Source organism: Intestinicryptomonas porci, from assembly GCF_033971905.1.
Classification (GTDB): domain Bacteria; phylum Verrucomicrobiota; class Verrucomicrobiia; order Opitutales; family Intestinicryptomonadaceae; genus Intestinicryptomonas; species Intestinicryptomonas porci.
Map to the genome: position 1 here is coordinate 62,080 of NZ_JALBUT010000009.1, position 23,588 is coordinate 85,667.

At 43.3% G+C, this 23,588-nt stretch carries 19 protein-coding genes and 1 tRNA gene; 5 read left to right on the top strand and 15 right to left on the bottom strand.

Annotated features, from left to right (window positions below):
* Window positions 1–18: 18 nt before the first annotated feature.
* Window positions 19–246, bottom strand: a complete 228-nt coding sequence (gene xseB, locus MOX91_RS08015; RefSeq protein WP_370397564.1) for an exodeoxyribonuclease VII small subunit — start codon at window positions 244–246, stop codon at window positions 19–21.
* 386 nt (window positions 247–632) lie between these two features.
* Between xseB and MOX91_RS08020 the strand changes: the two genes are divergently transcribed.
* Window positions 633–1,970, top strand: coding sequence for a thymidine phosphorylase (locus MOX91_RS08020; RefSeq protein ID WP_370397565.1), 1,338 nt, complete (start codon window positions 633–635; stop codon window positions 1,968–1,970).
* 587 nt (window positions 1,971–2,557) lie between these two features.
* On the opposite strand, the gene MOX91_RS08025 is transcribed toward MOX91_RS08020, so the two are convergent.
* The 8 genes from MOX91_RS08025 to MOX91_RS08060 all read right to left on the bottom strand — a co-directional run bounded on the left by MOX91_RS08025 (window position 2,558) and on the right by MOX91_RS08060 (window position 13,327).
* The gene (locus MOX91_RS08025) at window positions 2,558–2,791 is read right to left on the bottom strand and encodes a hypothetical protein (RefSeq protein WP_370397566.1); all 234 of its coding nucleotides are present in this window, start codon (window positions 2,789–2,791) and stop codon (window positions 2,558–2,560) included.
* Window positions 2,788–3,270, bottom strand: a complete 483-nt coding sequence (locus MOX91_RS08030) for a hypothetical protein (protein ID WP_370397567.1) — start codon at window positions 3,268–3,270, stop codon at window positions 2,788–2,790. Before MOX91_RS08030 ends, MOX91_RS08025 begins: the two co-directional genes overlap by 4 nt.
* 150 nt (window positions 3,271–3,420) lie before the next feature.
* Window positions 3,421–6,480, bottom strand: coding sequence for a type III restriction-modification system endonuclease (locus tag MOX91_RS08035; RefSeq protein ID WP_370397568.1), 3,060 nt, complete (start codon window positions 6,478–6,480; stop codon window positions 3,421–3,423).
* Window positions 6,477–7,133 carry a hypothetical protein gene (locus tag MOX91_RS08040; protein WP_370397569.1) on the bottom strand — a complete coding sequence of 219 codons (657 nt, stop codon included), beginning with the start codon at window positions 7,131–7,133 and terminating at the stop codon, window positions 6,477–6,479. The genes MOX91_RS08035 and MOX91_RS08040 overlap by 4 nt, the downstream gene beginning before the upstream one ends.
* Window positions 7,133–9,016 (bottom strand): site-specific DNA-methyltransferase, encoded by a 1,884-nt coding sequence (locus tag MOX91_RS08045; RefSeq protein ID WP_370397570.1) that lies wholly within the window; start codon window positions 9,014–9,016, stop codon window positions 7,133–7,135. Before MOX91_RS08045 ends, MOX91_RS08040 begins: the two co-directional genes overlap by 1 nt.
* A 36-nt stretch (window positions 9,017–9,052) precedes the next feature.
* Window positions 9,053–9,406, bottom strand: a complete 354-nt coding sequence (locus tag MOX91_RS08050; RefSeq protein WP_370397571.1) for a four helix bundle protein — start codon at window positions 9,404–9,406, stop codon at window positions 9,053–9,055.
* Window positions 9,403–10,062 (bottom strand): DUF4391 domain-containing protein, encoded by a 660-nt coding sequence (locus MOX91_RS08055; RefSeq protein WP_370397572.1) that lies wholly within the window; start codon window positions 10,060–10,062, stop codon window positions 9,403–9,405. Before MOX91_RS08055 ends, MOX91_RS08050 begins: the two co-directional genes overlap by 4 nt.
* A 1-nt stretch (window position 10,063) precedes the next feature.
* Window positions 10,064–13,327, bottom strand: a complete 3,264-nt coding sequence (locus MOX91_RS08060; protein WP_370397573.1) for a helicase-related protein — start codon at window positions 13,325–13,327, stop codon at window positions 10,064–10,066.
* A gap of 252 nt (window positions 13,328–13,579) precedes the next feature.
* On the opposite strand from MOX91_RS08060, the gene MOX91_RS08065 reads away from it, so the two are divergent.
* Together MOX91_RS08065 and MOX91_RS08070 are read left to right on the top strand one after the other, a co-directional pair.
* Window positions 13,580–14,176, top strand: a complete 597-nt coding sequence (locus MOX91_RS08065) for a master DNA invertase Mpi family serine-type recombinase (protein ID WP_370397574.1) — start codon at window positions 13,580–13,582, stop codon at window positions 14,174–14,176.
* 293 nt (window positions 14,177–14,469) lie between these two features.
* Entirely contained in the window at window positions 14,470–14,763 is a 294-nt protein-coding gene (locus MOX91_RS08070) for a hypothetical protein (RefSeq protein ID WP_370397575.1), read from the top strand.
* Here the strand turns inward: MOX91_RS08070 and MOX91_RS08075 are convergent.
* The 5 genes from MOX91_RS08075 to MOX91_RS08095 form a co-directional block, all read right to left on the bottom strand.
* Window positions 14,760–15,371: a hypothetical protein gene (locus tag MOX91_RS08075; protein WP_370397576.1), complete on the bottom strand. Its 612-nt coding sequence runs from the start codon at window positions 15,369–15,371 to the stop codon at window positions 14,760–14,762. The genes MOX91_RS08070 and MOX91_RS08075 overlap by 4 nt on opposite strands.
* A gap of 1,342 nt (window positions 15,372–16,713) precedes the next feature.
* A tRNA-Arg gene (locus MOX91_RS08080) sits at window positions 16,714–16,785 on the bottom strand.
* Between the two features lie 169 nt (window positions 16,786–16,954).
* Window positions 16,955–18,415, bottom strand: coding sequence for a DUF3987 domain-containing protein (locus MOX91_RS08085; protein ID WP_370397577.1), 1,461 nt, complete (start codon window positions 18,413–18,415; stop codon window positions 16,955–16,957).
* Window positions 18,408–19,193: an AAA family ATPase gene (locus MOX91_RS08090; protein ID WP_370397578.1), complete on the bottom strand. Its 786-nt coding sequence runs from the start codon at window positions 19,191–19,193 to the stop codon at window positions 18,408–18,410. The genes MOX91_RS08085 and MOX91_RS08090 overlap by 8 nt, the downstream gene beginning before the upstream one ends.
* Window positions 19,194–19,197: 4 nt before the next feature.
* Complete coding sequence (locus MOX91_RS08095; protein ID WP_370397579.1) at window positions 19,198–19,446, bottom strand: helix-turn-helix transcriptional regulator; 249 nt, start codon at window positions 19,444–19,446, stop codon at window positions 19,198–19,200.
* 372 nt (window positions 19,447–19,818) lie between these two features.
* Between MOX91_RS08095 and MOX91_RS08100 the strand changes: the two genes are divergently transcribed.
* A complete protein-coding gene (locus tag MOX91_RS08100) occupies window positions 19,819–20,535 on the top strand; it encodes a DUF6088 family protein (RefSeq protein WP_370397580.1) in 717 nt (238 codons plus the stop codon).
* A 73-nt stretch (window positions 20,536–20,608) separates the two neighbouring features.
* On the top strand, window positions 20,609–21,580 hold the full coding sequence (locus MOX91_RS08105; RefSeq protein WP_370397581.1) for a Fic family protein: 972 nt from the start codon (window positions 20,609–20,611) through the stop codon (window positions 21,578–21,580).
* A gap of 200 nt (window positions 21,581–21,780) precedes the next feature.
* Here the strand turns inward: MOX91_RS08105 and MOX91_RS08110 are convergent, their stop codons facing one another.
* Window positions 21,781–23,046 (bottom strand): tyrosine-type recombinase/integrase, encoded by a 1,266-nt coding sequence (locus tag MOX91_RS08110; protein ID WP_370397582.1) that lies wholly within the window; start codon window positions 23,044–23,046, stop codon window positions 21,781–21,783.
* Window positions 23,047–23,588 lie beyond the last annotated feature (542 nt).

Consider the following 23,588-nt stretch of genomic DNA (forward strand, 5'->3'; position numbering starts at 1 on the left):
ATAATGCGGGCAAACAAACTATTTCTCGAAATCCTCCAAACCGTCAACGCCGAGTGCCTTAACCTGCATCTCCGCTTCGGACAATCTCTTTCGGCAAGTTTCAAGGCAAGACTTCGCTTTGGAATATTTCTCCACAAGCTTGTCCAATGCGACATTCTGCCCATTTAGCTCGCGCAAAATATCCTGAAGCTCGGCAAAAGCCTCTTCAAAACTCTGCTTGTTTTTGCCTTTTAATTTGCCATCCATTTTTAAAGCGATATATTTCAATACATTTTGGTTGAATTTTACAACCTTTTTTTAAAAAACATTTCCTTTACGGCATTTTTTTGCGGAAATCGACCCTTTTTTATTCCAAACATTCGCAAAAAATCGTTTTTTCATATTTTTTTCTCGACTTTTTTTTACGATATGCCACTTTAAATATGAAAGCAGAAAAAACGCTATATTAGTTATATACGAAATATAGATGCAAAAAACTACTCCGATTTTAAATATGACGCTTTTTATTTTTTTAAAGCATCTTTTTTATTTTATGCGTAGTTTAACTGTTAAAACCTTTTCCATAAAGGCTTAATTTTAGGATTTTTCTGACGATAAAAAAGGATTTTAAGCAACGCGAAACTCTTATCACCATGGCAATAAAAAAGATACCCATAATCAAAACGGCAATAAAACCATCATACGCCTATCTCATCGAAAAGAAAAGAGACGGCAACGAATTCACGGAAGAAGAAGTGCGTTTTCTTGTAGATTCCATTTTAAACAAGGAAATTCCCGAATTTCAAATGGCTGCTCTGATAATGGCAATCTACTTCAAGGACATGTCGGCAATAGAAACCGCAATGTTCTCGGAGGAAATGATGCTTTCGGGAGAAGTTTTGGATTTGTCTTCAATCACACGCCCGAAAGTCGCAAAATACTCGACAGGCGGCGTCGGCGACAAAACAACCATCATACTAAACGCAATCGCGGCGGCATGCGGGGTTGTGATGCCCTCAATGGTCGGTCAAGATGAAGACTTCGTAATCTCGGTGCACGACAAGCTTTCGTCAATCCCCGGATTTAAAAGCAACCTTTCAATAGACGCATTCTCAAAACAGCTCGAAAAAGTGGGCTGTGCAATCTGCCGCCCCGACCCGAAAATTTCTCCCGCAGACGACATTTTGTTTAAGATGCGCCAAAACACCGCGACAATACCGTCGCTTCCCCTCATCACAACCTCGGTTTTGAGCAAGAAGTTCGCCGAAGGAGCAGACGGCTTGGTTGTCGATGTCAAGTGGGGCAACGGATCGTTTTTGAGAGACTTGGAACAGGCAAAACAGCTCGCGCGCACAATCACGCGCGTCGCAAGACAAATGAAACGCAAGTGCGTAGCCCTCGTAACCGACATAAACCAGCCGCTCGGAGACTGCGTCGGCGAAGGCTTTGAAATCCTTGAAGCAATTAAATTCCTAAAAGGCGAAGGCACGGAAGATATGAAAGACCTCGTAATGAGGCTCGGAATGGAAATCGTACGCCAAGCGGGCGTCGCAGGCTCAACATTGGCGTCGAAACAAGCCGTCGAACGCGTAATCGAAGACGGGTCGGCATACCAAAAATTCCTCGACATGGTAAAGGCGCAAGGCGGAGACGCTCCATGGCTTACGGACGCTTCCAAATATCCGATGCCAAAACATACGCGCAAACTCCCCGCCCCCAAACGCGGCTACGTCCACAACATAAACGCCGGTATGATTGCGCGCGGCGTCCAACTGCTTTCAAACGGCAAAAACGGGAAACACGACCCGTACGTCGGCATAACCGAAATCAAGAAAATCGGCACTCAGGTAAAACAGGGCGAACCGCTTCTTCTCATCCATTACAACGACGAATCATCGCTCGACTCGGCATTCGACTACCTGCGCAATGCCTACCGACTCGCGCCGCGTAGGCCAAATCCGCCGCAACTCTTCGTCGAACGCGTCGCATAATAAAAAAATCATCACAAAATTTACAAGATGCACTTGAACATATGTTTAAGTGCATTTTTTTTGCCCTCATCCAACCGTTAGCCAATACCTTAAATATTTAGTTTCAAATATTTTTATAATCAGATAAATTCAAATTAAAAAAACGACAACCATAGTTTTTTATTTATATTCGCCCTTTCAATTTGTAAGCATACAATAACATGTAAAATATCAAAAAACCTATCATCCCCGTAAAGTATGTCCAAATAAATCCTGAAATTAAAATGTACTTGTTTTCATTTTTTAATGCGAAAAAAACAATTACAAACGAAGCCAATAAAAACAACCACCTCAAAAATTCCTCTTTAATTGGAACTTCGTCAGCAATTGCAAAAATGAAATTTAATTCTATATTTATTCCTCTTTTTAAGCGCGACTTCTTAATTTAGCATAATGTATCTATTTCCAATAAAAAACATCAAACACTTTAGAAATACAAGCCCTAAAACAAAAACAACAAAAGAAATAAAATATTCCACACTAATAAAATTGACTTACCTTAAAATATATGCCTAACTTTTTCATATTTTACACCCCGCCCCTGTAGTTCAACGGATAGAACGGGCGTTTCCTAATCTCCTTCTGTTTATATTCATTTTCGGGCTTTCTTGGTTTTGTATTTTGCTTGTTTTTAGTATGTTGCGAAATTCGCTTCTTGAAAATTCTTGCGCATTTTTACGTATTATAAAATGTTGAAACGCCTGTAAAAACCATGTATTTTTGCGCATTTTTACGATAAAATCCTTACCAAATTCTGACCAATCATTTTGACGGATTTTCATCTTCCATTATCTCCATATTTGTATTTCCAATAGGTTATCGCGCTCGCAATCGAGCTGTACGCCTTGCCCTGCGGACGCTCCGAATTCGTGTCGTCTATAATTTGCAAAACGATGTCGTCAAAGCTAAACTTCCGCATGATTTCAAAGAGTTCAGGAGCTTTTTCAAATTCGTCAATAAGCGCCAATATCCAGTTTTTCTTGCGCGTGCATAGCTTGGAAAATTCAAATTTTGCACAGCGCACTCCGCCAAACATCTGCCCCCAAATCCTGTTGGAAATGCGCTGATGATTGTTGTATTTGTCGTCCGCAAAATAGCCGTCTAAACGAACTTTCATTAAGCGACGCTCAACATCATCTTCCGCGACAACCGCCCATTTCCCAATGGCCTTCTTCGGAAGCCCAAATATCTCCGCCATCTCCGCAGTAATCTCAACCTTCTCAAACCCGTCAGTTGATATCTTTGTCTTGCTTACCATCATACCTTTGTCCCTATGGTATCTATACTACCATGCCAGACAAAAATACGCAACATTTTTATTTATTATTTTTAAATTATATTTACCTGTATTTATAGTATCTTCAATGGACGAATCTTCAGCTAAGAAGCAATAGTTATTTTTTTTGCGCAATTACGTCATCACCTTGTCGATCAGATCTTTGTAGCTGCTAACGAAACCGTAGGTTAGGTTTTCAGGGCTGATTGCCTCAAAGTGCTTTCTTGCGCAGTAGATTTTTGCGTCTTCTATGCCGCGCAAATTAAGTGTAGACATATCGCCTTTTGTTTCCGCCACAAAGTAGATATGCTTTACTGAGCCTTCCTTGAAGACTATCGCCCAGTCGGGGCTGTAATTGCCGACGGGCGTGTTTATGTAAAAGCTTTTTGGCAATTTTGCGTAAAGAACGATTTTATCGCTTATTTCAAAATTTTCGGCAAATTTCTTTTCTATTGAGGAGTCATATATCAGATAGTCGTATAGGTTGCGCTGTGTCGCCATCGCGTTGACTTCCAGCCTGCCTTTTAGAGTAGGTTCTGTAAAAATATCCGTATCGTAATTTGCGTCGATTTTATTATAGACGATATGCTGGACAATCACCGTTGCCTTTTGTTCGTTGATAATGCGCGAAGCCTTTATAATAAAGTCCTCGGGGTTGATTTTAAACATATCGAACTTTGGGGGCAGAATGCCTTTTAAGATATCTACAATCGTTTTTCGCGTAAGCCCCGTTTCCGCTACAATTCTTCCTACGAGGTCGTAGCGCACGTTCGAAAAATCTCCTGAATTTTCGGCAGATTTAATTTCCGATTTAGTCGCTTTAAAAGCCTCTTTATTTTCGAGCGATTCGCGCGAGTCGATCTTTTCCATAGAGCCTTCTGTAACCGTAAAATACATTTGCCGAACAAATAGCTCTTTGTTTAAAGCGTCGATTGCCTTTGCAACAAGCTCCGCTGAATCGAACTCCACGCAATAGGCACTCTTTGCCGATATTTTTGCCCACAACGCCTTGAATTCTTTGCTGGCGATTTTCTCTTCTTTTACTTTTGCGGTAACATTGTTTGCCGAGGCATTTTCCGGCTTGATTTTGTCAGGGTCGTAAATGTTATCCAAAACTTTTAAGACGGTTTCGGCAAGCGGTTTTAACATTTCAGGCAACTCAAATCTTCCAGCGGCTTTGTCGTTGTAATACTTGGAAGTTAGGGCGTTTTTATTGTCGATGTACTCGTTCTTGACAAGGCTTTGGTAAATTTCTGTTGCCTGGTCTTCCGAAATCGCGCTTTCTGTGCCGTCTGCCGCGCGGACAATTTTGCCTACGAAAAGCTTGGGCTCCACCTTGTATGGGCGGTCAGACACGGCTTCGGCGTATTCTGTTTGCAGCGAGCCCGCGAAATCTTCATATGACTCGCTTGCTATGACTGTTAGAACATTAACATTGTGGACATCCGCGCCGAGGGCGTTTGCGTCCATTCTATCCCCGTTTTGGTTTACGCAAAGGCGCAGGCCGCGCCCGACTTCCTGCCGCTTGCGGATTTCCGCCGAGCTTTGTTTTAGCGTGCAAATCTGAAAAACGTTCGGGTTGTCCCAGCCCTCGCGTAGGGCGGAGTGCGAGAATATGAAACGCACGGGCTCTTCAAAACTGATTAGGCGGTTTTTGCCTTTCATAATCAGGTCATAGGCGTCGACGTCGTTTGAAATCTTGGCTTTTTTGTCTTCTTTGACGTCGCTGTCCACAAAGTGTTTTGTCTTTTTATCTATTGAAAAATAGCCCGCGTGGATTTGCGGGGCGGCGTGCGCTTCCAAATACTTTTTGTATTCGACGTCGATTGCCAAATCGTTAATATAGTCTTGGACGACGTTTTCATACTCCTCTTCGAAGACGTTGGCAAATGCGCCGTTGAGGGCTTCGTTCTTGTCGTTATAAACCTTGTAATGGGCTACTTGGTCTATGAAGAAAAGCGACAGAACTTTTATGCCTTTTTTGAAGAGCTGGCGTTCGCGGTCGAGGTGCGAAATTATCGTTTCGCGGATCTGTATTCGGCGAAGTTGGTCTTCGTCCACCGCTCCTATTACATCGCCTACAAAAAGCTTTGTGCCGTTTAAAAGCTCCACCGAATTGTCCCTGCCGTCGATAGTTTTAATAACGCATCGGTCTTTGTATTCGTCGAGCTCTTTTGAAGCCGCGTAAATATCGTCGTTTTGGTCGAAAATTTTTGTGGTTCTGCGGATTTGGGTCGCACCCTTTATGTCGAATTCAATTTTTGCCTGCGGCGGCTTGCTTGGCGAAAGAATTATACTTTGCAAATAAAGATACCCAGAAGTTCCCGTTGCGGTGCTCTGCGAAATTCCCTTTACTGCGATTTTTTTTACAAGACGCTGGTTGTAGGCGTCGATTGCGTCGAGGCGGTAGACCATATTGTAAATGCTATCTTTCTTGTGCGTTGCCGAATAGCGCAGAGTAAAGAGGTGGTTGAATTTTTTCAAAGCCTCCTTAGTTTTCGGACCCTCGACCGATTGCGGCTCGTCGATTATCAGAATGGGGTTTGTTTTGGCGATAACGTCAATTGGCTTGCGGCTGTTGAATTCGTCAAGCTCCATGTCAATGCGGCGGGCGTCCTTGCCTTTGGCGTTGAACGCCTGCGAATTGATAATCATGGCGTTTATATTGCTGTCGCCTGCGAATTGCGATATATCCTGCAAGTTTGCGGAATTATAAATAAAGAAGCGGATTTGCTTGTTGTATTCTTCTTTGAAGTGCTCGGCAGTGTCCTCGAAAGACTTATAGACGCCCTCGCGGATTGCAACCGACGGCACAATAATTATGAATTTGCTCCAGCCGTAAAGCTTGTTTAGCTCGTAAATGGTTTTGATGTAGGTGTAGGTTTTGCCAACGCCCGTTTCCATTTCGATTGTCAGGTTTATGCCGTCGCCCTCGAGCCTTTCAGAGGGCTTAATCATTTGCGAGTTTTGAATATGCTGAATGCGCCCAAGCAAAACTTGGCTTGTAAGAGAGGGTACAAGGCGATTGTTTGCAAAGCCTGTGAATAGAACGCTTCGCATTTTACCCTGATTATTGGTGCGCCCTGGGTCTATCTGATAAGTGTTTTTATCTACACGAGGTTGCCCCGCAAAGACATCGCAAACAGCCTTTGCCGCTTCAGCTTGAAATTTCTGATGTTTAAATTTTAGCTTCATTGATGTTCGCTTATAAAATCTAAAAACTCTCTTCCTAATGGCGTTAGGCACTTTGGAAAGGTTCTTTCTGTAATTGCCAAATCATATTGTCTTTTCCCAGAAGTATTCGTACTCACTAATTTGTATCTATAAAGATCTTCGAGTAAGTTATCTCTGAGTTTTTTTGTTTCGTCGTCGGGGAATGAGCCTTCGTTGAAAATCCCTTTTTTTGAAGATGTATTTATATCATCTTCTTTTAAAGATGATATGTATGTTAATAAATTTATATGTGCGATAGTAAATTCTCTTAATATATTTAAAAAAATATGAATTTTTGCATCTGTGATTTTTTCTCCGAGAACTACGTTTATTAATGTATTTACATATTTTTTTACTTTATCTTCTTCAATATCTAAAAGTGCAGCCTGATAGGTTGATGCTAAAATACTTGCAAAATTTGGAGTTTCCTTGGCTTTTTCAAGAAATGATTCATTTAATTTTTCAAAAGCTTTACTCATTTCAGCTTCCCATACTTCTCGTCTTTCTTTCCATTGAATTAGAGCCAATTCTGAACAGAAAATAGCAATAGTATTAACATATGGGATAAGGTTCATTATAGCATTTACTCCAGCTTTTGTAATTTTAGAGGGAGTGTTTATCTCTTTTTTGTTCATTACAATACCTTTATTATTGTGTTTGGCGAGAATGTTTTGAAGATTTCGGTGACGTTGATTTTGCCGGGGCTGTCGGCGAAAGAGGAATCGCGGAAGACGGCGCGGAGGGGGTGTCGGGCGGCTATTTTGCGGATTACCGATTCGGGTATATTTTGCGCAAAGCAGGCTATTAAGTCAGGAGTGTCGCCATCATTTACGGTGTGGACTTCGACGCCGTCTATGGTTTCGGTTTTTAGCGGAAGCGAAAGTTCAACGCCCCAATCAATAAGGCAGGCAAAGAGTAAATCAAGGTCGTTGCGGTCTTCTTTGATATTGCTTTCCAATCCCGCGAGCATATCTTGCGAAATCTCATTTGGCTTGTAGTAAACGTCTTTCATGTTGCTTTCGTCAAGCTTTAGGACGCGGAAGCCGATATCGAGATTTGGAGCAGTTGTTGCATGCTCTGTTTTGATTTTCTCACCAGCACGACGAATACGTTCTTTGCCAATTTCACAGATGTTTTTGTAGCCAGCTTTTGCTGCTTCCGATTCAGGAGCACAAACTTCTGGAAGTTGAACCATTATAAATTTTCTATTACCACCATCTTCAGCATTCAACTGCATACAGGCATGCGCTGTTGTTGCTGAACCCGAGAAGAAGTCAAGGATAAGGCATTTTTCTGAACTTCCTATTTGGACTATTCGTTTCAATAATACGCTAGGTTTTGGATATGAAAAAAATTCTCTACTCCCAAATAGCTCTCTGATTTCAATGGAACCTGCTTTAGTTGTACCATAATCTTGAGTAATGATATTTGATGGTTTTTGTCCTTGAATTTCTTCATTTAAGAAAGATTTTACATATGGCACTTTTCGTTGTCCTACAAAAATCTTTCCAGTTTTTATCCATTTATCAATTGTAGTCTGGGGAGCATAAGAATCCCACTCTATAATAGTTCCATCTTTTAGCGGTATTTTTACGCGATAATCTTTTTGTTTACTGAGATTTATTAATTGGAATAATTCACCTTGATTTATTTCATTTTCGACTCCTAAAACAAGATTATCTTCGGGTAATTTCCTTATATGTCTACTTGTGTCTTTTTTATCTAAATTAATTATTTTTTTTGAATTACAATTTTTAGTATAACACATTATATTATCATAATGGCTACGCATGATGCTGGAATCATTCCCTCCCTCTTTCCCTTTTTCCCATACAAAGTCTGTAATAAAATTTCTTTCACCAAAGATTTCATCACAAATTTTACGGAGGTTGTGAACTTCGTTATCATCAATCGAAATGAAAATAACGCCATCGTCGGAGAGTAAATCTCGGGCGAGTTTTAGGCGGGGGTAGATCATGGAACACCAGTCGGAATGGAAACGTCCGTTTGATTCGGTGTTTTGGAAAAGTTTTTCGCCCGTTTCTTCATCGCGTTCGATTTCGTCTTCTTTGCCTTCTTCGGCGGATTTATGGAAATTGTCGCGGTAGACAAAGTCTTTGCCAGTATTGTATGGCGGGTCGATATAAATCATTTTGACTTTGCCGAGGTATGATTCCTGCAAGAGTTTTAGTACTTCGAGGTTGTCGCCCTCAATATAGAGGTTTTGGGTGGTGTCCCAATTCTTGCTTTCATCAACGCATGGGCGCAGAGTTTTTGTGGTAGCTTTTGCCGCTTCCATAATGGCTTCGTTCTTGCCCGGCCATGTGAACTCGTAAAACTCCTGCGCGCTTTCTGCGGCGTCATCGCCCAAAATCATTTTGAGCTTTTCAAAATCAGCAACGCGCCTGATTTTGCCATTTTCATCTTTAATTTCAGTGATAACTTCAGGAAATAGCTGCGAAAGCTTTTCCAAATTCGCGTCAACGCCGTCTTTTGTTTTAAGATCTAATTTTTTCATGATAAAATAAGAAATAAGAAGGAAGAAATTACTTGGTTAGAACATTCCTTTTTTTGTGCTTTTTAATATAGAGATTATTATGCTCACAATTTCGTTTGCTTCGGCTTTTATCGCTTCGATTTTTTTTGATGTTAGGAGTTTTGTTTCCTCGCACATTTCCAGCCAAAACAGAGTTTCGTTGGCTTCTTCGTAGGCAATATGCATTTTTGAAACAATTTCCGCTTTACTGCGCCCGCAATGAGCGGCTCTGACATTTGCCGCTATGGAACTTCCACTGCGGGCAATTTGCCCGGCAATGGTTTTGCCTGTAAATGTTTTTGGCAAGGCTTCCGCCAATTTAAAAATCCTTACCGCAAAAGCTTTTGTTCTGTCTTTTATGTCAACATTCATAATGCCCCCTCTTTCATCTTTCTTATTTCTTCTTTCTTATTTCTTATTTTTTCGTTCAGCTTCACTTGCTTGTTGAATTGATTTTCCTTAAAGAGTTTTGAGGTTAGCTTTTCTATTTCCGCTTCAAGTTTGCGTATGGCTTCGGCGTGATTTACGCGGGCGCGCAAGTCGGCTTGTTCTTCGCTTTTTCTTTCGATATTCGAGTTTATTTGTGAGAGAAAATTTGCGTAGACTTCGTCGAGGTTTAAGCCCTTTATTTCAAGGGGCAGTTCTTCAAAATTAAGCCAGTCGGTTTTGTTGTAGGTTTTAACCGTGAGCGAAACGCCTGCTGAATTTGTCTCTTTATAGCCAAGCCATGCCTGATATTTGCCCTCAAAGCGTATTAAAAACAAAATAGGATACGGAATGCTGTTGTCTATTGTCCGCAAAATGGCCTCGCATATAACATCGCCCTTTAAAAAGATTTCAAATACTTGGATTTCCTTTACGCTTGCGCCTTCTTGAACATTTACGGTCGCCGCACAAATCTTGTTTCGCCACAAAACTTTTTCGATTGTTCCAAATGGCAGTTTGCGCTTTGAGAGCGCAAGTTTTTTAAAGAATTTCGATTCCGAAAAAATTTTATTTACAACGGAGCTGGACGGAAATTCTTTCATGCTATTTTTCGTCCTTTACCACGATAAAGCTTATGAGCTCGAAATCGTCCAAGCCCTTGATGTCGTTTTCAAGCGCGGTAGTTCCGCCTGTTGTAAAGAGGCTGTCGAAGTCGCTTTCCTCTTTTACTGAAATTATGGATTTTATGGCGTCGCCCAAAAGCTTTGAGTATTTGCCCATTTTGCGCCCGTCTGCGGTTTCGCGGTTGAAAGCCCTGCAAAGTTTTGAATAGATTTCCGCCTTGCCTTTGCAAAGCAGGCGCAAAGTGTCGAGCAGCTTCTTGGGCTCGAGATGGTTGCACTGCACGCCGCCGTCTGTCTTGATATAAACCATATAGAACGGATGCAGGCGGTTTTGCTTATTGATATTTACGCCTTGGTTTCGGTTCTTCAAAATGTAAATCACGCCTGCGGGCGTCTCGGCGTTTGAGGGGACTACGGCGTGCATGCCAAAGGGAGCATTGTCGCATTCGCCGTGCTTTTTGATGTAGTCGAGCAAATCGAGGCGGAATTCGTTCAAGCCCAAATCCATAATAGATACGCCCGTATTCATATCTTCGAGGTCTATTACTTCCTCGCGCAGGCGTTCGAGCTGCTTTTTGCGGTATTCAAGGTCGCGGGTGTCTTCGTTTATTATGTCGTCGGAGCTATCGCCTGTTGAAGTTATATTGACAGCCTTCATCCTGTCTTCAACTCGGGAGCGCAAGTTGATATAGTCGTCAAGCTTCATATCGGGCCAGAAATTGACGAGCTGTATTTTGGCGTTTTTGCTGCCTATGCGATCTATGCGCCCAAAGCGCTGGACGATCCTAACGGGGTTCCAATGAATGTCGTAATTGACAAGGAAATCGCAGTCCTGCAAATTCTGCCCCTCTGAAATGCAGTCGGTGGCGATAAGAATATCTATCTCGTTTTTTTCGTCAGGGAAAAGCAGATGCCTTTCTTTCGATATAGGCGAGAAGCAGGCTAAAATCCTGTTCATGTCAGTCTTCATTTTCGGGACTGTCGAGCGGCCTTCAACCGATCCTGTTATAAGCGCGGTATGAATGCCGTATTTTTTGAGGGCGTATTTGCCTACATGCTCGTAAAGATATTCCGCAGTGTCGGAAAATGCCGTAAATATTATAACCTTGCGGTTGCCGTCGTTTATAGGGTTCGCAAGCTTGGCGTCAATTTGCGCAAAAAGGGTATTGAGCTTGTTGTCGTGCTCGGGCGTTATGTCCTTTATCATCGAAAGCAGGATTTCGAGATTGTCTACGTCGCTTTCAAGCTCTTTGCGCCACGAGGTGTAATCCATGTCCGCAAGCGAATATTTTACTTTGCGCCCAACGGAAAACAAGTCGGTGTTGCCGTCGTCGGAATCAAGCTCCGCTTCCGCTTTCAGCTCCTCGGTTTCAAAAAGGTCTGCATCATTCGTGCGCTCGTAGCGGTCGATTATGCGGATTGTTTTTTTATTAAGCTCCTTGATTCGCTCAAGCGTTAGGCGGAAAGCCCAAACCGAGCTTTCCAAACGCTTCAATAAACCTATGCTTGAAAGCCTGTGTATGCCTTTTTCGCGGTCGCTCTGCTTAAAAAATGCGTTGCCCATATCGCTGCCGTACTGCTCGTCGTACTTGGCTCTCGCGCTTTCAAAAACAAAGGCGGACGGCAAATAGACGCTAAGCGAAAGGCTTTGAAGCTGGTCGTAAATTTCCTCGTAGTTGATTGCCGATTTTAATTTTGTAATGCTCGGCTCGAGAGATATAGGCTTTAACCGCTCGGGGAATTTGCCAATCTCTGCCGTGTCGTAATATTTTTCTATGTGCTTGCGGGAGCGTGCTATCGTTACGCTGTCGAGCAGCTCGAAGAAATCGAAATCAAGCGACTTTAAAAGCGCGTCGGCTGTGCGGTCTTGCGCCGGCAGCTTGCTCCACTCGTTAAACGCCCGCTGGGCGCGGCGGAAAATCTCGTCAATAGAGCTTTTTGTGTTCAGCTTATCGTTGATATTTTTGGCGTCGCCCTCGTAGGCGAGAGCAAGCTGGTTGCGCAAATCGGTAAAACGATTGTTTACGGGCGTTGCGGAAAGCATCAAAACTTTCGTTTTAACCCCGCTTTTTATTACGCGGTTTAAAAGCTGAAGATAGCGGTTTTCGCGCTTATCGTCATCATCGCCGTAAACTTGCCCGCCGTTGCGGAAATTGTGCGATTCGTCGATAACAACAAGGTCGTACGCACCCCAATTTAGGCGGTTGAGCTCAAGCCCGTTAGATTTGCCATCGGTGCGCGAAAGGTCGGTATGGAAGAGAACATCGTAGCGGAGCCTGTCGGCGGCAATCGGATTATTTAAATAGTTGCCTTTGTATGTATGCCAGTTGTTTTCGAGTTTTTTCGGGCACAAAACAAGAACGTTCTTGTTGCGGTTTTCGTAGTATTTCACTACCGCCAACGCCGTAAAGGTTTTGCCAAGCCCCACGCTGTCGGCAAGGATGCAGCCGTTGTATCGTTCCAGCTTGTTGATTATCGCAAGCGCGGCGTCTTTTTGGAAATCGTAAAGCTTGTTCCAGATAACGCTTTCTTTAAACCCGAGCGCTTCGTTGGGGAGTTCGTCTTCGGAAATGTCGGAAAGAAATTCGCTGAAAATATTGTAAAGCGTTATGAAGTAAATGAATTCAGGCGGATTTTCACGATAAACCGTGGAGATGTTTTCAATAACGGTATCGGTGACGTCTTGCAGCTTTTGTTTGTCGTTCCAAATGCTGTTGAATATCTGCAAGTAAGATTGGCTTAGCGGCGATGGCAGACGATTTACAATGTTGTAGGCATTGTTGCCGCGCTCGCAGCCAATATCGATTGTCGTAAAGCCCTGCAAAGGGGAATATGAAAGGGAAGTCTTCTCGTTTTCTATATGCATGAAGCCTTGCATGGCCTCGTTTGTCTTGTTTGAACGGAATTTTACTTTTTGGCGTATCCATTCCGCGCATTCAAAAGCGATTGCCTTTTGCGTTAGCTCGTTGCGCAGTTTTATCTCAAATTCCGAACCGTAAAGCGATTTTTCGCGGGAAATACGGGGAATGAAAAACTCGCGCTTTTCTTTTTGCGCTTTGTCGGTCGTAAAAGTGGGAGAAGTGAATATAAAACGAAGTTCGGAAATGTTTTTTAACTGCTCCTTTAATTCCTGATACGCGTAAATGGAAAAACAGGCCGCCGCAATCGAGATTTTACTGCCTTCGGTAATCTGAACCTTGAGATCGTCTTTGACCAATTCGTTTATATTGTCAAAGACTTTCACCGCAAGCCTCCATCTAAGATGGAAACACGCTTATTGTGTCGCAAAAAAACGTTCGTTTGTTTGGAGCATCCATAAATTTTGTATCTTTACGCCAGTCAAAATTCAAAACTCCTTACTTGCGGAATATTAACAAAATACAAAATCGGTGGAAAATCACAAAAGACAGATATTTTTTATGGCTTACAAAAATTGTAGCAAACAAACGAACATTTTTTTACTACAATTTAATTTGGGAGAAAGGTCAATACAATTATGATTTACGGATATATAAGAGTTTCTACAGACAGGCAGACCGTGAATAATCAGCGTTTTGCAATTTCGCAATTTTGCGCGGAGCGAAACATAAAAATATCTTTTTGGATAGAAGAGACAATAAGCTCCACGAAAAAATTAGAAGACAGAAAACTTGGTAAACTCCTTAAAAAATTGCGAAAGGACGATGTCTTAATTGTCTCTGAACTTTCAAGGCTTGGGCGCAATTTGATGCAAATTATGAGTATTTTGCATTATTGTATGAATTCGGATGTCAAGGTATATACGATAAAAGAAAATTACGAACTTGGAAATAATATCAACTCAAAGGTTTTAGCATTCGCGTTCGGGCTTTCGGCAGAAATTGAGCGCAATTTAATATCCGCAAGAACAAAAGAGGCTCTTGCGCGAAAAAAAGCGGAAGGCGTTGTTTTAGGGCGTCCCCAAGGCAAAAAATCCACCAGCGTAAAACTTTCTGGAAAAGAGCATTTAATTCAAACTATGCTGGAAAAGAATTTATCAAAAACCCAAATTGCAAGAAAACTAAGAGTTCACAGAACAACTCTCACAAAATTCATAGTAGAAAGACTCTCTTAGCAAAAAGCTCTCATTTTAGTGCGATACGAAGAGCTTATCTTGATTTTTTCGTATCGAAGAGTTCGTCAATATTCACCTTCTTCGCGTTCAAGATATATTGAGCCCACGAATAACATTTGCAACATTTTACCTCATCTTTTTTTTAAATGTTTATTTGTTTAAGTAGTTGATATACAAATAAAAATACAAATAAAACCATTGAAAATCATTATGAAATATGGTATAATAGAAACATAAACAACCAACAAAGGAGGCAAGATGAAAAAATACAATAAATCTAAGGAGGTCAGGCAATGGAAACAAGAGTAGTAATAGACTCGAAATTCGACTTCGGCAATGTTGTAGCTACGACAGCTCTTTACAACCACTGCAAAATGCATAAATTCTCGCTGTTGCCGTATCTGGTGCGCCACGCGAATTGCGACTGGGGCGACGTCTGCAAATCCGACTGGGAAAGCAACGATAAAGCCGTAAAAGAAGGCTTGAGAATTCTGTCTGAATACAAGCTCCCAGACGGAAAAAGAATATGGATTATCACCGAATGGGACAGAAGCGCAACCACGCTCCTATTTCCAGAAGATTACTAAGATTCTTCAACATCCACAGGCTCTTTAATCGAGTCTGCGGCAACCGACAATGCAGAATAGGTCTCATCGAGAACTTCCTGCATTTTCTCTCGAATCTGGATTGCGTCGAGAGTGGTTAATATCGGCGGAAGCTCGTTTAAAAATCGGCTCTCAAGGATATTTCTTACCTGACCGATATGTGTTAGCCAAACTTCACGGACTTTCTCAATCGGCACATAAGTTCCCTCCATTACTTTCAGCTTAATTTCCGCCTGTTTTACCTCCGCCAATAGCTTGCGGGTTTTCAATTCGTCATCTTCTGGAGAGTCTGGCTCTTTTAGGTCGTGTTTTCTTACAAAATCCCTCCACTTTGCCACATTGTGCCTGCCGTCTGAACAGGGCTTGGGGGAGCCTTTTAACTTTCGCCAGCGGTCTATTGTTTTGCGGTTAACGCCTAAAATCTCCGAAAGCTCTACAATGGTTTTTGCGAATTTAACATCTCCACTCGCGCCATAGGCCTTTTCAACCAAAGCTCTCTCCGCGCTTGTGAGAGTCTTGCCAGAAGCTACCTTTTTTACGATGTTTTCGAGGTCTTTGCTTAATATCTTTTGTCCTATGCTTTCGTTCATAAAAAAGGGACATATGTCAAATGTCCCAATAATGTCGCACTTTGTTTTTGAGCCGTAAAGCCCGATAAATTAAGCGGATTCAAGGTGTCAGACTAAATCAAAATGGGACATTTCAAAAAATCCATTCGCAAGGAGAAAACGCCCTGCCGAACGTCCCTGCCGTTTCTCGGCGTTTAATAGATTCCTTGCATACCCCCTCTGTATATGACGCCGAATTTAATCCGCCAATAAACGTCGTCTTTTGCCCGTTAAAGGCGTTCTATTGCCGAATATGAGTCCTTGAATTCATAAGTCGCCCCGAGTTCGTATAGAGCCATTAAACGGCTTTGCTTTGGTGCATGGAGAATCTCGTCAGCTCGATGAGCCGACCGCACCTTTCGCACCTGTGGAGAATCGGTGAAACGGGAGTATATACCTACGGTATATATACTCTCCCTGTTTCCCCGTTTCCCCACTAACGGTGCGATAGGGAAAATAATATTCCCCGTTTCCCCGTTTATCTGTTTCCCCAGAGAAACAGAGAAACGAAACTGCGCCATTTTCCCCGTTTCTCCGCATCATAGCGAACCTGTCTGTGAAGCGGTGGTTGCGCAGAGATGAGAGAAACCTACCAACCGCGCCCTTCGCGCCTTGTGAAGTTGTGAATTTGGGGGATATACCTACGGTATATATCTCCCCCTAATTTCACAGCTCCACAGACGGGCGCGATGGGTGAAAAAGAAAATACCCCCAACTTCACAGTCCTAATTTCACTGGTGAAGTTAAATAGAAATTGGGTTAAATTCACAACTTCACCACGCCATAGCTAACATCTCCCGAAGGTCTTGTAATCAGTGGATTCATGAGGCATAATACTTGCCCACTAACGGAGATTGGTTTTATTTCACCAACGAGCGCTTCACCATGGAACTCGACCCATATCGCCAACCTTGTGAATTTAACGTCATAGACTATTTCACAGAACCCGATAACTTGTCCAAATGGTTGGACAACCTGCTAGGGATAGAACAGGTGGAATAAAAGAGAATTTTTTAGAAATAGATTTTGCCTAAGTGAAGTTTCGCCCTCCGCCTGTTCCCTTCGGGGCGTTCGGGTCGCAACTCCACTGCCGGCAAAAAAGGGAAAATAGGTAAAATAGGCAAATAGATAAATAGGTAAGTATTTTTCCAGAATGGCAGGAAAGGTTTTCCATTTAAATAGGCCATCGGTGGCAAAAATGGTAAGGAATTGGGAAGGATTTTACCAAAATTTTAGTCAATTATTAAGGACTTACGCAATTATGCCGGTAAACTCAACGAATCTCTTCCTGTTTGCAATTCGCTAATTTAGAGAAACTTACCCGCGCCCCCACGTGGAATCGAACCACGATTTAGCGTTTAGGAAACGCCCGTTCTATCCGTTGAACTACAGGGGCGGGATAAAGAAAGCATGAGACCAGATGTCGGTTTGAAAGTCAACTAAATTTCAAGTTTTATGCGCATTGCAACCTATTGGTCTATTTCACCTATTTACCTATTTGCCTATTTTCTCCCCGACTGGCAGGTCTCACACCTATTTATCTATTTCCCTATTTTCCCTATTTGCTAAAACAGATCGTCGTCATCGTCGGTTTCGATGCCAAGCGCCTGTTTTGCGTCGGATAGTCTATCTTTCAAAACGACGTATCTTCCTTTGCCTTTTTTGACGATTTCGTAAAGGTCAGGGAACGTATGGACGATAAATTCTACACGTTCAGACCGAAGGCTTGAATACTGGTCGAAAAAGCTGATTTTTTTGTATAAGCCGTCGTTTTGGCGAATCATGGCGTCCATTTTTGCCCTGTCGTTTTCGATTTCTGGAAGCATTCCGCTTGAGAACAAAACAACCGAAACGCAGGTTGAATACGATACAACCCTGCATGCGCGTTTTGCGATGTCGGCAGTGATGCGGTCCGCGCCTTCCGCCTGCGCGAAAATGACCGCAAGCCTGATTGCGTTTTCCCTTGCCTTGCCAAGCAAAGAAGCCTGCGTGCGCAGTTTGCCGTTCATGAGTTCCGTGTTGAATGCGTCGAAGTCCCAAAAATACTCGAAGGCGTCTTGGTCGGTGTCAAACCAGACTGGCAAGCCTTTCTTGCGGGTTTGGTAAGTCTCCGCAAGAAGCGTTTCCCATTTGAGAATTGCGGATTCGTCAAGCGGGATAATTTCTTTCGAGTCTGGAATGGCCTTTGGCGCGCCCTTGCAATAGAGGAATCTTCCAAGAAACCCGCTGCCGATAAAGCTGCCTTTGTTCTTTGAGACGATGGTGTCGATGACGTCGTTTTGCACCATCCAAAGCAGGGAAATGCAGGGGTTGGGAACGCTTGAAATCCCGTTTACAATTCGGTTGTGCTTTATAGGCTCGCCGCACCAGCCGCTGTTTAGCGTTTCGGTGTCGTCGCCCTGCTTGCGATAGTTGCCCGCCACAATATAGATGCTGTCGCGGGCTTCCTCGCATACCGAAAAGATTTCGCCGCCGCTTGCTTCCATCGCCTTTATCATGGCTTCCGACGTCGAATTTTTCACGATAAAGTCGGGGTTTCTCGGAAGTTTGGGCGTGTCCGCAATTTCGTCGTCAAAGCCCAATTTGTCCTCGCCGTTAAGCTTGTCCTGCATGAGCTTTGCCTTCGCTTTCTTGAATTTCTCAAGCTCCTTTTCGTATTCGGAGATTTCGCCAAGAACCCTTCTTTCCAAGTTGGAGAAAAGGGCTCGAATGCTCGCGCTTTTGCCAGTGGAGCTTTCGCCCACACCGAGGACAAAGATATTCCCAGTTTGAGTGTATCCGCCGCTTACTGCGTTTTTCGCCTTGAACACTCTGCCCATAGCGCCGCTTAAAATTCCGCAGGCGCAGAAGCAAAGAAGCTCCATTGGCAGATTTCTGCCAACGGAATACGTCCTTGCGACGTCGCGGATAGCTCTCGGAAATGCGTCAATGGGGCATTCGCTTTCGTAAAACTCTTTGTAGGCTTCCGAAAGCGTCTCCATGGTCGCAAAAAATTGCGGAGTTTTTTGTTCTACAAACCTAGACATTTTCCACCTCTTCCCAAGCTGTGTTGCCGTTTTGGCATTGCGCGATGAGCGTCTGAGAAATTTCGGAATCCTCAAACGGCTTATAATGCCTGAACGAGAAAACCGACTCCTCTTTCGTCCCCACGAGCGCCGACATTAAGTTCGCGTAAACCCCGATTGCCTTTCCGCCCATGCACCATTTTGCGGGGTGAAACCTTTTGCTCCAAAACATCGGCTTGTCGAAGTGGTGGATCAAGACCATTGCGAAGTTGTGCTTCGATTTTAGCCCATTTATTTTGCAAAAGAGGTCGGCAACCGCCGCATGGTCTGAAAAGTTACAATGCACAAACGACGACAGCGAATCCACAATTACCACATCGTACTTGCCCGCGCTTAAAGAGGCGTCCAGTTTCGATATGAATTCGTCCACCGAATAGTAGCGGCCTGTTTTGCAGACGATGCGCAGGTTTTCGTTTAGCCTGTCAGCGTTCGGCTTCTCGTCGAGCGCGAACTGCGAGACAATCCCGCGAAAATAAATCTTCTCGTCGATAATCGGATTTTCGTTGTGGAGCAAAAGCGTTTTGGCGGGCTTAAAAATTTCAAGCCCCAGCGTTTTTTCTCCAAAAGCGAGCCCGAGGGCAAGCTGCATGGCAAGAACGCTTTTGCCGATTCCTGCCGCGCCCGAAATTACCCACGTCTGCCCTTTGCTTAAAAAGTCCTTCTCGATTATAACGCCGTCAAAACCGAAAATGGATTCGTTTTCTTCGCCTAAAATTTGGCTTATAGTGCGGATTTTCATAATGCTATTCACCTTTCTTCGCCGACGGGCGAACTATAAAACAATGCTCAAGCAAGACATCGCAATCGCTTTTCTTGTATCGAATGCATTTGCCTGAAAGCCGATAACTGGGCAATTTCCCCTGCCTACGAAGTTGCTCAATGAAGGTTGTTCCAATATTGAGATATTGCGCAACCTCCGCGCGGGTAAAAAGCCTGTCGCTTGCGTCAGACTGCGTTAATGTTTGTGTTTTTTCGTATTTTCTTTTTCCCATACACAAAATAACGCCGTGTCAAAATTTTCAAAAAATAAACTGTCGTAAATTTGCACAAAAAAGAATTGGTATGCGGAAAAACGACACAAAAATAAAAGTGTGTCGTTTTTAGATTATATGGCGCAAAAATATTTGGCAAAAATTGCTTGAATGGGTGAAATGTATCACTGGTGTTACAAGTGGAATCCCAAAATATAAACTTCCATTTTCCGCAAAATTTACCGCGTGTTTCGTTTTTTATATCATTTATTTATCCTATTGAAAAACAGCCAAATAAAAATTCTCAAATAGGCTATTATCAAATGGTAATGGGATTAAAAATAAATGGATTATGCGCTTGATTTGAAACGCTTTTTATGTATTTTTCGTTTCATGGTAAAGCGGACAGTAGAGGAACAAATTCTTAGAACAATCAGTTTTTTGGAAAGCGGCAGGGTATTTTCGTCAACAGATTTTGCGGACATCGCAAACCAAAACACAATCAGAACGGCGTTAAGGCGTCTTACTCTGGCAAAGAAAATCGACGCTCTTGGGCATTCTCTATATTATAAGCGAATCTGCACAAAAGAATTTCCCTATGGATATAGGCCAAAACATCAATCCATTGCCAATGCCATAGCGCGAAGATTCTCTTGGAAGATTTTTCCGACGTTAGCAGATACCTTTGCGTATTTTGGCTTAGACAAAAGCGGCGATTTTGTATTTCCAAGCACTGGTCCAAACAAAAAATTTGAGTTTGATCTGTTTGAATATCCAAGACCGGTAGAATTTAGGCATATCCCGCTTAAATTGTCCCGAATTGCCGACAAGAAAGCCTTTATGTACGTCCAAGCCCTTGTAGCCTTGGGCGAAGATTCCGAAGAAATGAAGCGCATATTTGCAAAGACTTACACAGAGGATTTAAGAACAGTCATCAGAAAAATAACCTATGCGCCGCTAAGAATCCAGAATGTGTTTTTAAAAGAGCTTAAATCGAGGGATAACGGCAAGTCGGCTTCGGAGAATGCGAATGCTGAAAACATCAACAACGCCTTTAATAAAGTGCAAGAACTCCGAACCCTTGCCAGAATATTTCGTAGCTTGTCATAGCTTGTACGCTACTTGTATGTTACTTGTATGTTTTTGCTTGAAATTTTCATAGGATTTTGCGATTATAACAAGCATGGAATACTTTTATAATCCGCCATTTTCCATAAGTGCCGACATGTTGAATCTTGTCGCGGAAATATCGGAGATGGTAGGCGCGCTTTCCGACGTCTCCGCGCCCATACATTTGCGCAAGGACAACAAAATCCGCTCAATTCATTCGAGCCTTGCGATAGAAAACAACACGCTTTCTTTGGAGCAGGTAAGCGCGATTATAGACGGCAAAAAGGTGCTGGGGCTGAAGCGCGAAATTGACGAAGTAAAAAACGCCTACGCCTGCTACGGGCTAATCTCGCAGCTTTCGCCGCACAAGATTTCCGACTTGCTGAAAGCCCATGCCGCAATGATGAGCGGTCTTGTCGAAAACAGCGGCAATTTTAGAACCGGCGGCGTTGCCGTTTTCAAGGGCGACGAAGTTGTCCACATGGCGCCGCCCGCAAGCGAAGTTCACGCGCTCATGGAGCGTTTGATGGGGTGGCTTAAAATGTCCGAAGTCCACCCTTTAATTAAAAGCTGCGTGTTCCATTATGAATTTGAGTTTATACACCCGTTTGCGGACGGGAACGGCAGAATGGGGCGATTTTGGCAGAGCCTGATTTTAAGCAAATGGAACAAAATATTTTCATATTTGCCGATAGAAACGGTCATTTATGAGAATCAACAGGAATATTACGATGTGTTGAACATCGCAAACAAGAACGGAAATTCAACCGAATTTGTCGAATTTATGCTTAAAGCCCTTAAAAAAGCCCTGCAACAGTTTGCCGCTCCCGCTCCCCATTCCGAGAACGAGTACATAGACAAGCTCATAAAGACCATGGGGAATCGGGAAATGTCCGCCATGGAAATCATGGCAAAATTGGGGCTGAAAAACCGCGCGAATTTCAGGAAGAACTATCTCGTGCCCGCATTGGACGGCAATTTTATTGTGCCAACGTCCAACATCAAAAACAATCCCCGCCAAAAATACCGACTGGCGAATAGATAGCGGAGTAATGCAAAAACAAAGCATTTTCTAAGAAAAAGGTCTCAACTTAGAAAAAGTAGATAGTATTTTCTAAGAAAGTGCCACCAACTTAGAAAATGCTGTCAGTGTTTTCTAAGAAAACGCCTTAACCTTAGAAAATGCCATTTTTGATATTCTCATATTCCGCACATATGCGGAATTTGGAGTGCCCGCTGTTATTCTTATGGCAGAATATCGAAGTATTTTATGGCGTCCTTTTCGCGGGCAAGGCCGTTGTAGTGCTGTTTTAGGACATCTACGGCGTGTCCCATTTGCTCGGCTGTTAGGTATGCGTTCTTTGTCAGGGCGAGGTAGTAGGTCGCCGCTGAATGGCGCAGTCCGTTCTTTATCCAGTTGCCTTTGCCGAGGCTCTCGTGAAGCTTTTTTAACACTGGAACCTTTCGCCTTGTAAGAATCTTTTTCTTCGTGCCGAGATCCCAGACGTACGGTTCGAGCCATTTCGCCAAGTTTTCAGGAATTTTTACGATTCTGCGCGACGCCGTTTTTGTAATTTCGCTGTCGAGTATGATTTCTCGGTCGTCGAGCCTTATTTTGTCCCAAGTCAGCCTTTTTAGCTCGGCGTTGCGTATTCCTGTAAAGGCGGCTATGGCTGTAAACGCGCGGATTTCGCTTTGCGGCGGCGTGGAGTTTAGAATCCTGCGCACTTCTTCGGGCGTGAATATTTGGGGCGTTCTGCCCCTTGCTCGCCAGCTTTCCACTTTCTCAACGGGGTTTACGTCGAGCCAGTCCTGCATCTTGCAAAATTTGAAGAAGGAATAGAGCGTGCGCCTATATTCGTTTCTCGAATAAATCCCCAAGTCTTTCTGCGTCTCCTTGAAAACCTTCATGGGGCGTCCGTCAACTGTCAGCGTGTCGCTGTCGTCGTATTCGCGCTTTTTGAGGTTTATGAGCCATTGGAAGATTTCCCTGCCAGTTATGAGCGAGACTATCCGTTCCTTACCGAAATCGCCCATGAAGCGGGCAAGAGTGCGCTCGACCCCCGTTACATATTCGCTCGACAGCTCCTTTTTCAAGAGCGTATAGCAGTATTTGTCGATGGCGAAGTCCAAACTTGCGGAGCGTTCCTTTAGCTTTGCGAGCGATTTGTACTCCTCTATGGCTTGGCTTAGGCTTATGCCGTGCGCTTCCAAATCTTTCGTGAGCTTCACATAGGTGAGGGCTGCGTTTGTAAGCGACACCCGCAAGGGGGAGAGCAGCATCTTTGCCTCGACCAATTCGCGCTTGTCGTTTGGCGAAATCCTGTCGGCTTCGACGCCGAGCTTTTCGTCGTAAATGTTTTTCTCGCGGAAAAATTCGAGGGCTTCGGCTTCGGTTGAAAACCTGCGCGCCCATCGTTTTTGCTTTTCTGTGTCGAAGTAGTAAACGACCCAGCGCTCGCGGTTTTTCTCAGCAACTTTTTTTGGAAAGGAAGGTGATCTGTTCTTCATGCCAAATCCTTTCCTGTCAAAAATGCGAAATGGTAAGGGATTGCCTTACCACTGCGAAAAAATCGCGCAAGTTGCTGTCAATTAACGATGTTCTATTTGTTCCTAAACGCTAAATCGTGGTTCGATTCCACGTGGGGGCGCGGGTATGTTTTTGTTAAGCAGCATATTGCCATTTTTGCACTCGCTGCTTTTTTGTGGGCATAATGCCGTAAGTCCCTAGTAATTGACCTAAAATCTAGAGGAAATCCAGTCAAAGCTCTTACGATTTTGGCTTAACGATATGCCCCAAATGGAATAAAAATTTTCCACAATGGAAACATTATATCTATTTACCTATTTGTCTATTTTACCTATTTCCCTTATTTGGCCGGCAGTGGAGTTACAGTCCGAACGCCCCGAAGGGAGCAGGCGGAGGGCGAAACTTCACTTAGGCAAAATCTATTTCTTCAAAAACTCTTTTTTACCGATGGTTTCTTTTATTACCAATTTGTCAAAAAAGCGTGCAAAAATGCAATGTACTTGCCTTGCTATTTATTTTCGAT

Excerpts from the sequence above, each read along its gene's own strand:
- MOX91_RS08055 (WP_370397572.1), bottom strand. The coding sequence starts at position 10,062 with ATGAAAGAATTTCCGTCCAGCTCCGTTGTAAATAAAATTTTTTCGGAA.
- MOX91_RS08095 (WP_370397579.1), bottom strand. The coding sequence starts at position 19,446 with ATGGGAAAAAGAAAATACGAAAAAACACAAACATTAACGCAGTCTGAC.
- MOX91_RS08040 (WP_370397569.1), bottom strand. The coding sequence starts at position 7,133 with ATGAACAAAAAAGAGATAAACACTCCCTCTAAAATTACAAAAGCTGGA.
- MOX91_RS08050 (WP_370397571.1), bottom strand. The coding sequence starts at position 9,406 with ATGAATGTTGACATAAAAGACAGAACAAAAGCTTTTGCGGTAAGGATT.
- MOX91_RS08110 (WP_370397582.1), bottom strand. The coding sequence starts at position 23,046 with ATGAAGAACAGATCACCTTCCTTTCCAAAAAAAGTTGCTGAGAAAAAC.
- xseB (WP_370397564.1), bottom strand. The coding sequence starts at position 246 with ATGGATGGCAAATTAAAAGGCAAAAACAAGCAGAGTTTTGAAGAGGCT.
- MOX91_RS08100 (WP_370397580.1), top strand. The coding sequence starts at position 19,819 with ATGGTAAAGCGGACAGTAGAGGAACAAATTCTTAGAACAATCAGTTTT.
- MOX91_RS08070 (WP_370397575.1), top strand. The coding sequence starts at position 14,470 with ATGGAAACAAGAGTAGTAATAGACTCGAAATTCGACTTCGGCAATGTT.
- MOX91_RS08065 (WP_370397574.1), top strand. The coding sequence starts at position 13,580 with ATGATTTACGGATATATAAGAGTTTCTACAGACAGGCAGACCGTGAAT.
- MOX91_RS08025 (WP_370397566.1), bottom strand. The coding sequence starts at position 2,791 with ATGAAAATCCGTCAAAATGATTGGTCAGAATTTGGTAAGGATTTTATC.
- MOX91_RS08020 (WP_370397565.1), top strand. The coding sequence starts at position 633 with ATGGCAATAAAAAAGATACCCATAATCAAAACGGCAATAAAACCATCA.
- MOX91_RS08035 (WP_370397568.1), bottom strand. The coding sequence starts at position 6,480 with ATGAAGCTAAAATTTAAACATCAGAAATTTCAAGCTGAAGCGGCAAAG.
- MOX91_RS08045 (WP_370397570.1), bottom strand. The coding sequence starts at position 9,016 with ATGAAAAAATTAGATCTTAAAACAAAAGACGGCGTTGACGCGAATTTG.
- MOX91_RS08085 (WP_370397577.1), bottom strand. The coding sequence starts at position 18,415 with ATGTCTAGGTTTGTAGAACAAAAAACTCCGCAATTTTTTGCGACCATG.
- MOX91_RS08105 (WP_370397581.1), top strand. The coding sequence starts at position 20,609 with ATGGAATACTTTTATAATCCGCCATTTTCCATAAGTGCCGACATGTTG.
- MOX91_RS08075 (WP_370397576.1), bottom strand. The coding sequence starts at position 15,371 with ATGAACGAAAGCATAGGACAAAAGATATTAAGCAAAGACCTCGAAAAC.
- MOX91_RS08030 (WP_370397567.1), bottom strand. The coding sequence starts at position 3,270 with ATGATGGTAAGCAAGACAAAGATATCAACTGACGGGTTTGAGAAGGTT.
- MOX91_RS08090 (WP_370397578.1), bottom strand. The coding sequence starts at position 19,193 with ATGAAAATCCGCACTATAAGCCAAATTTTAGGCGAAGAAAACGAATCC.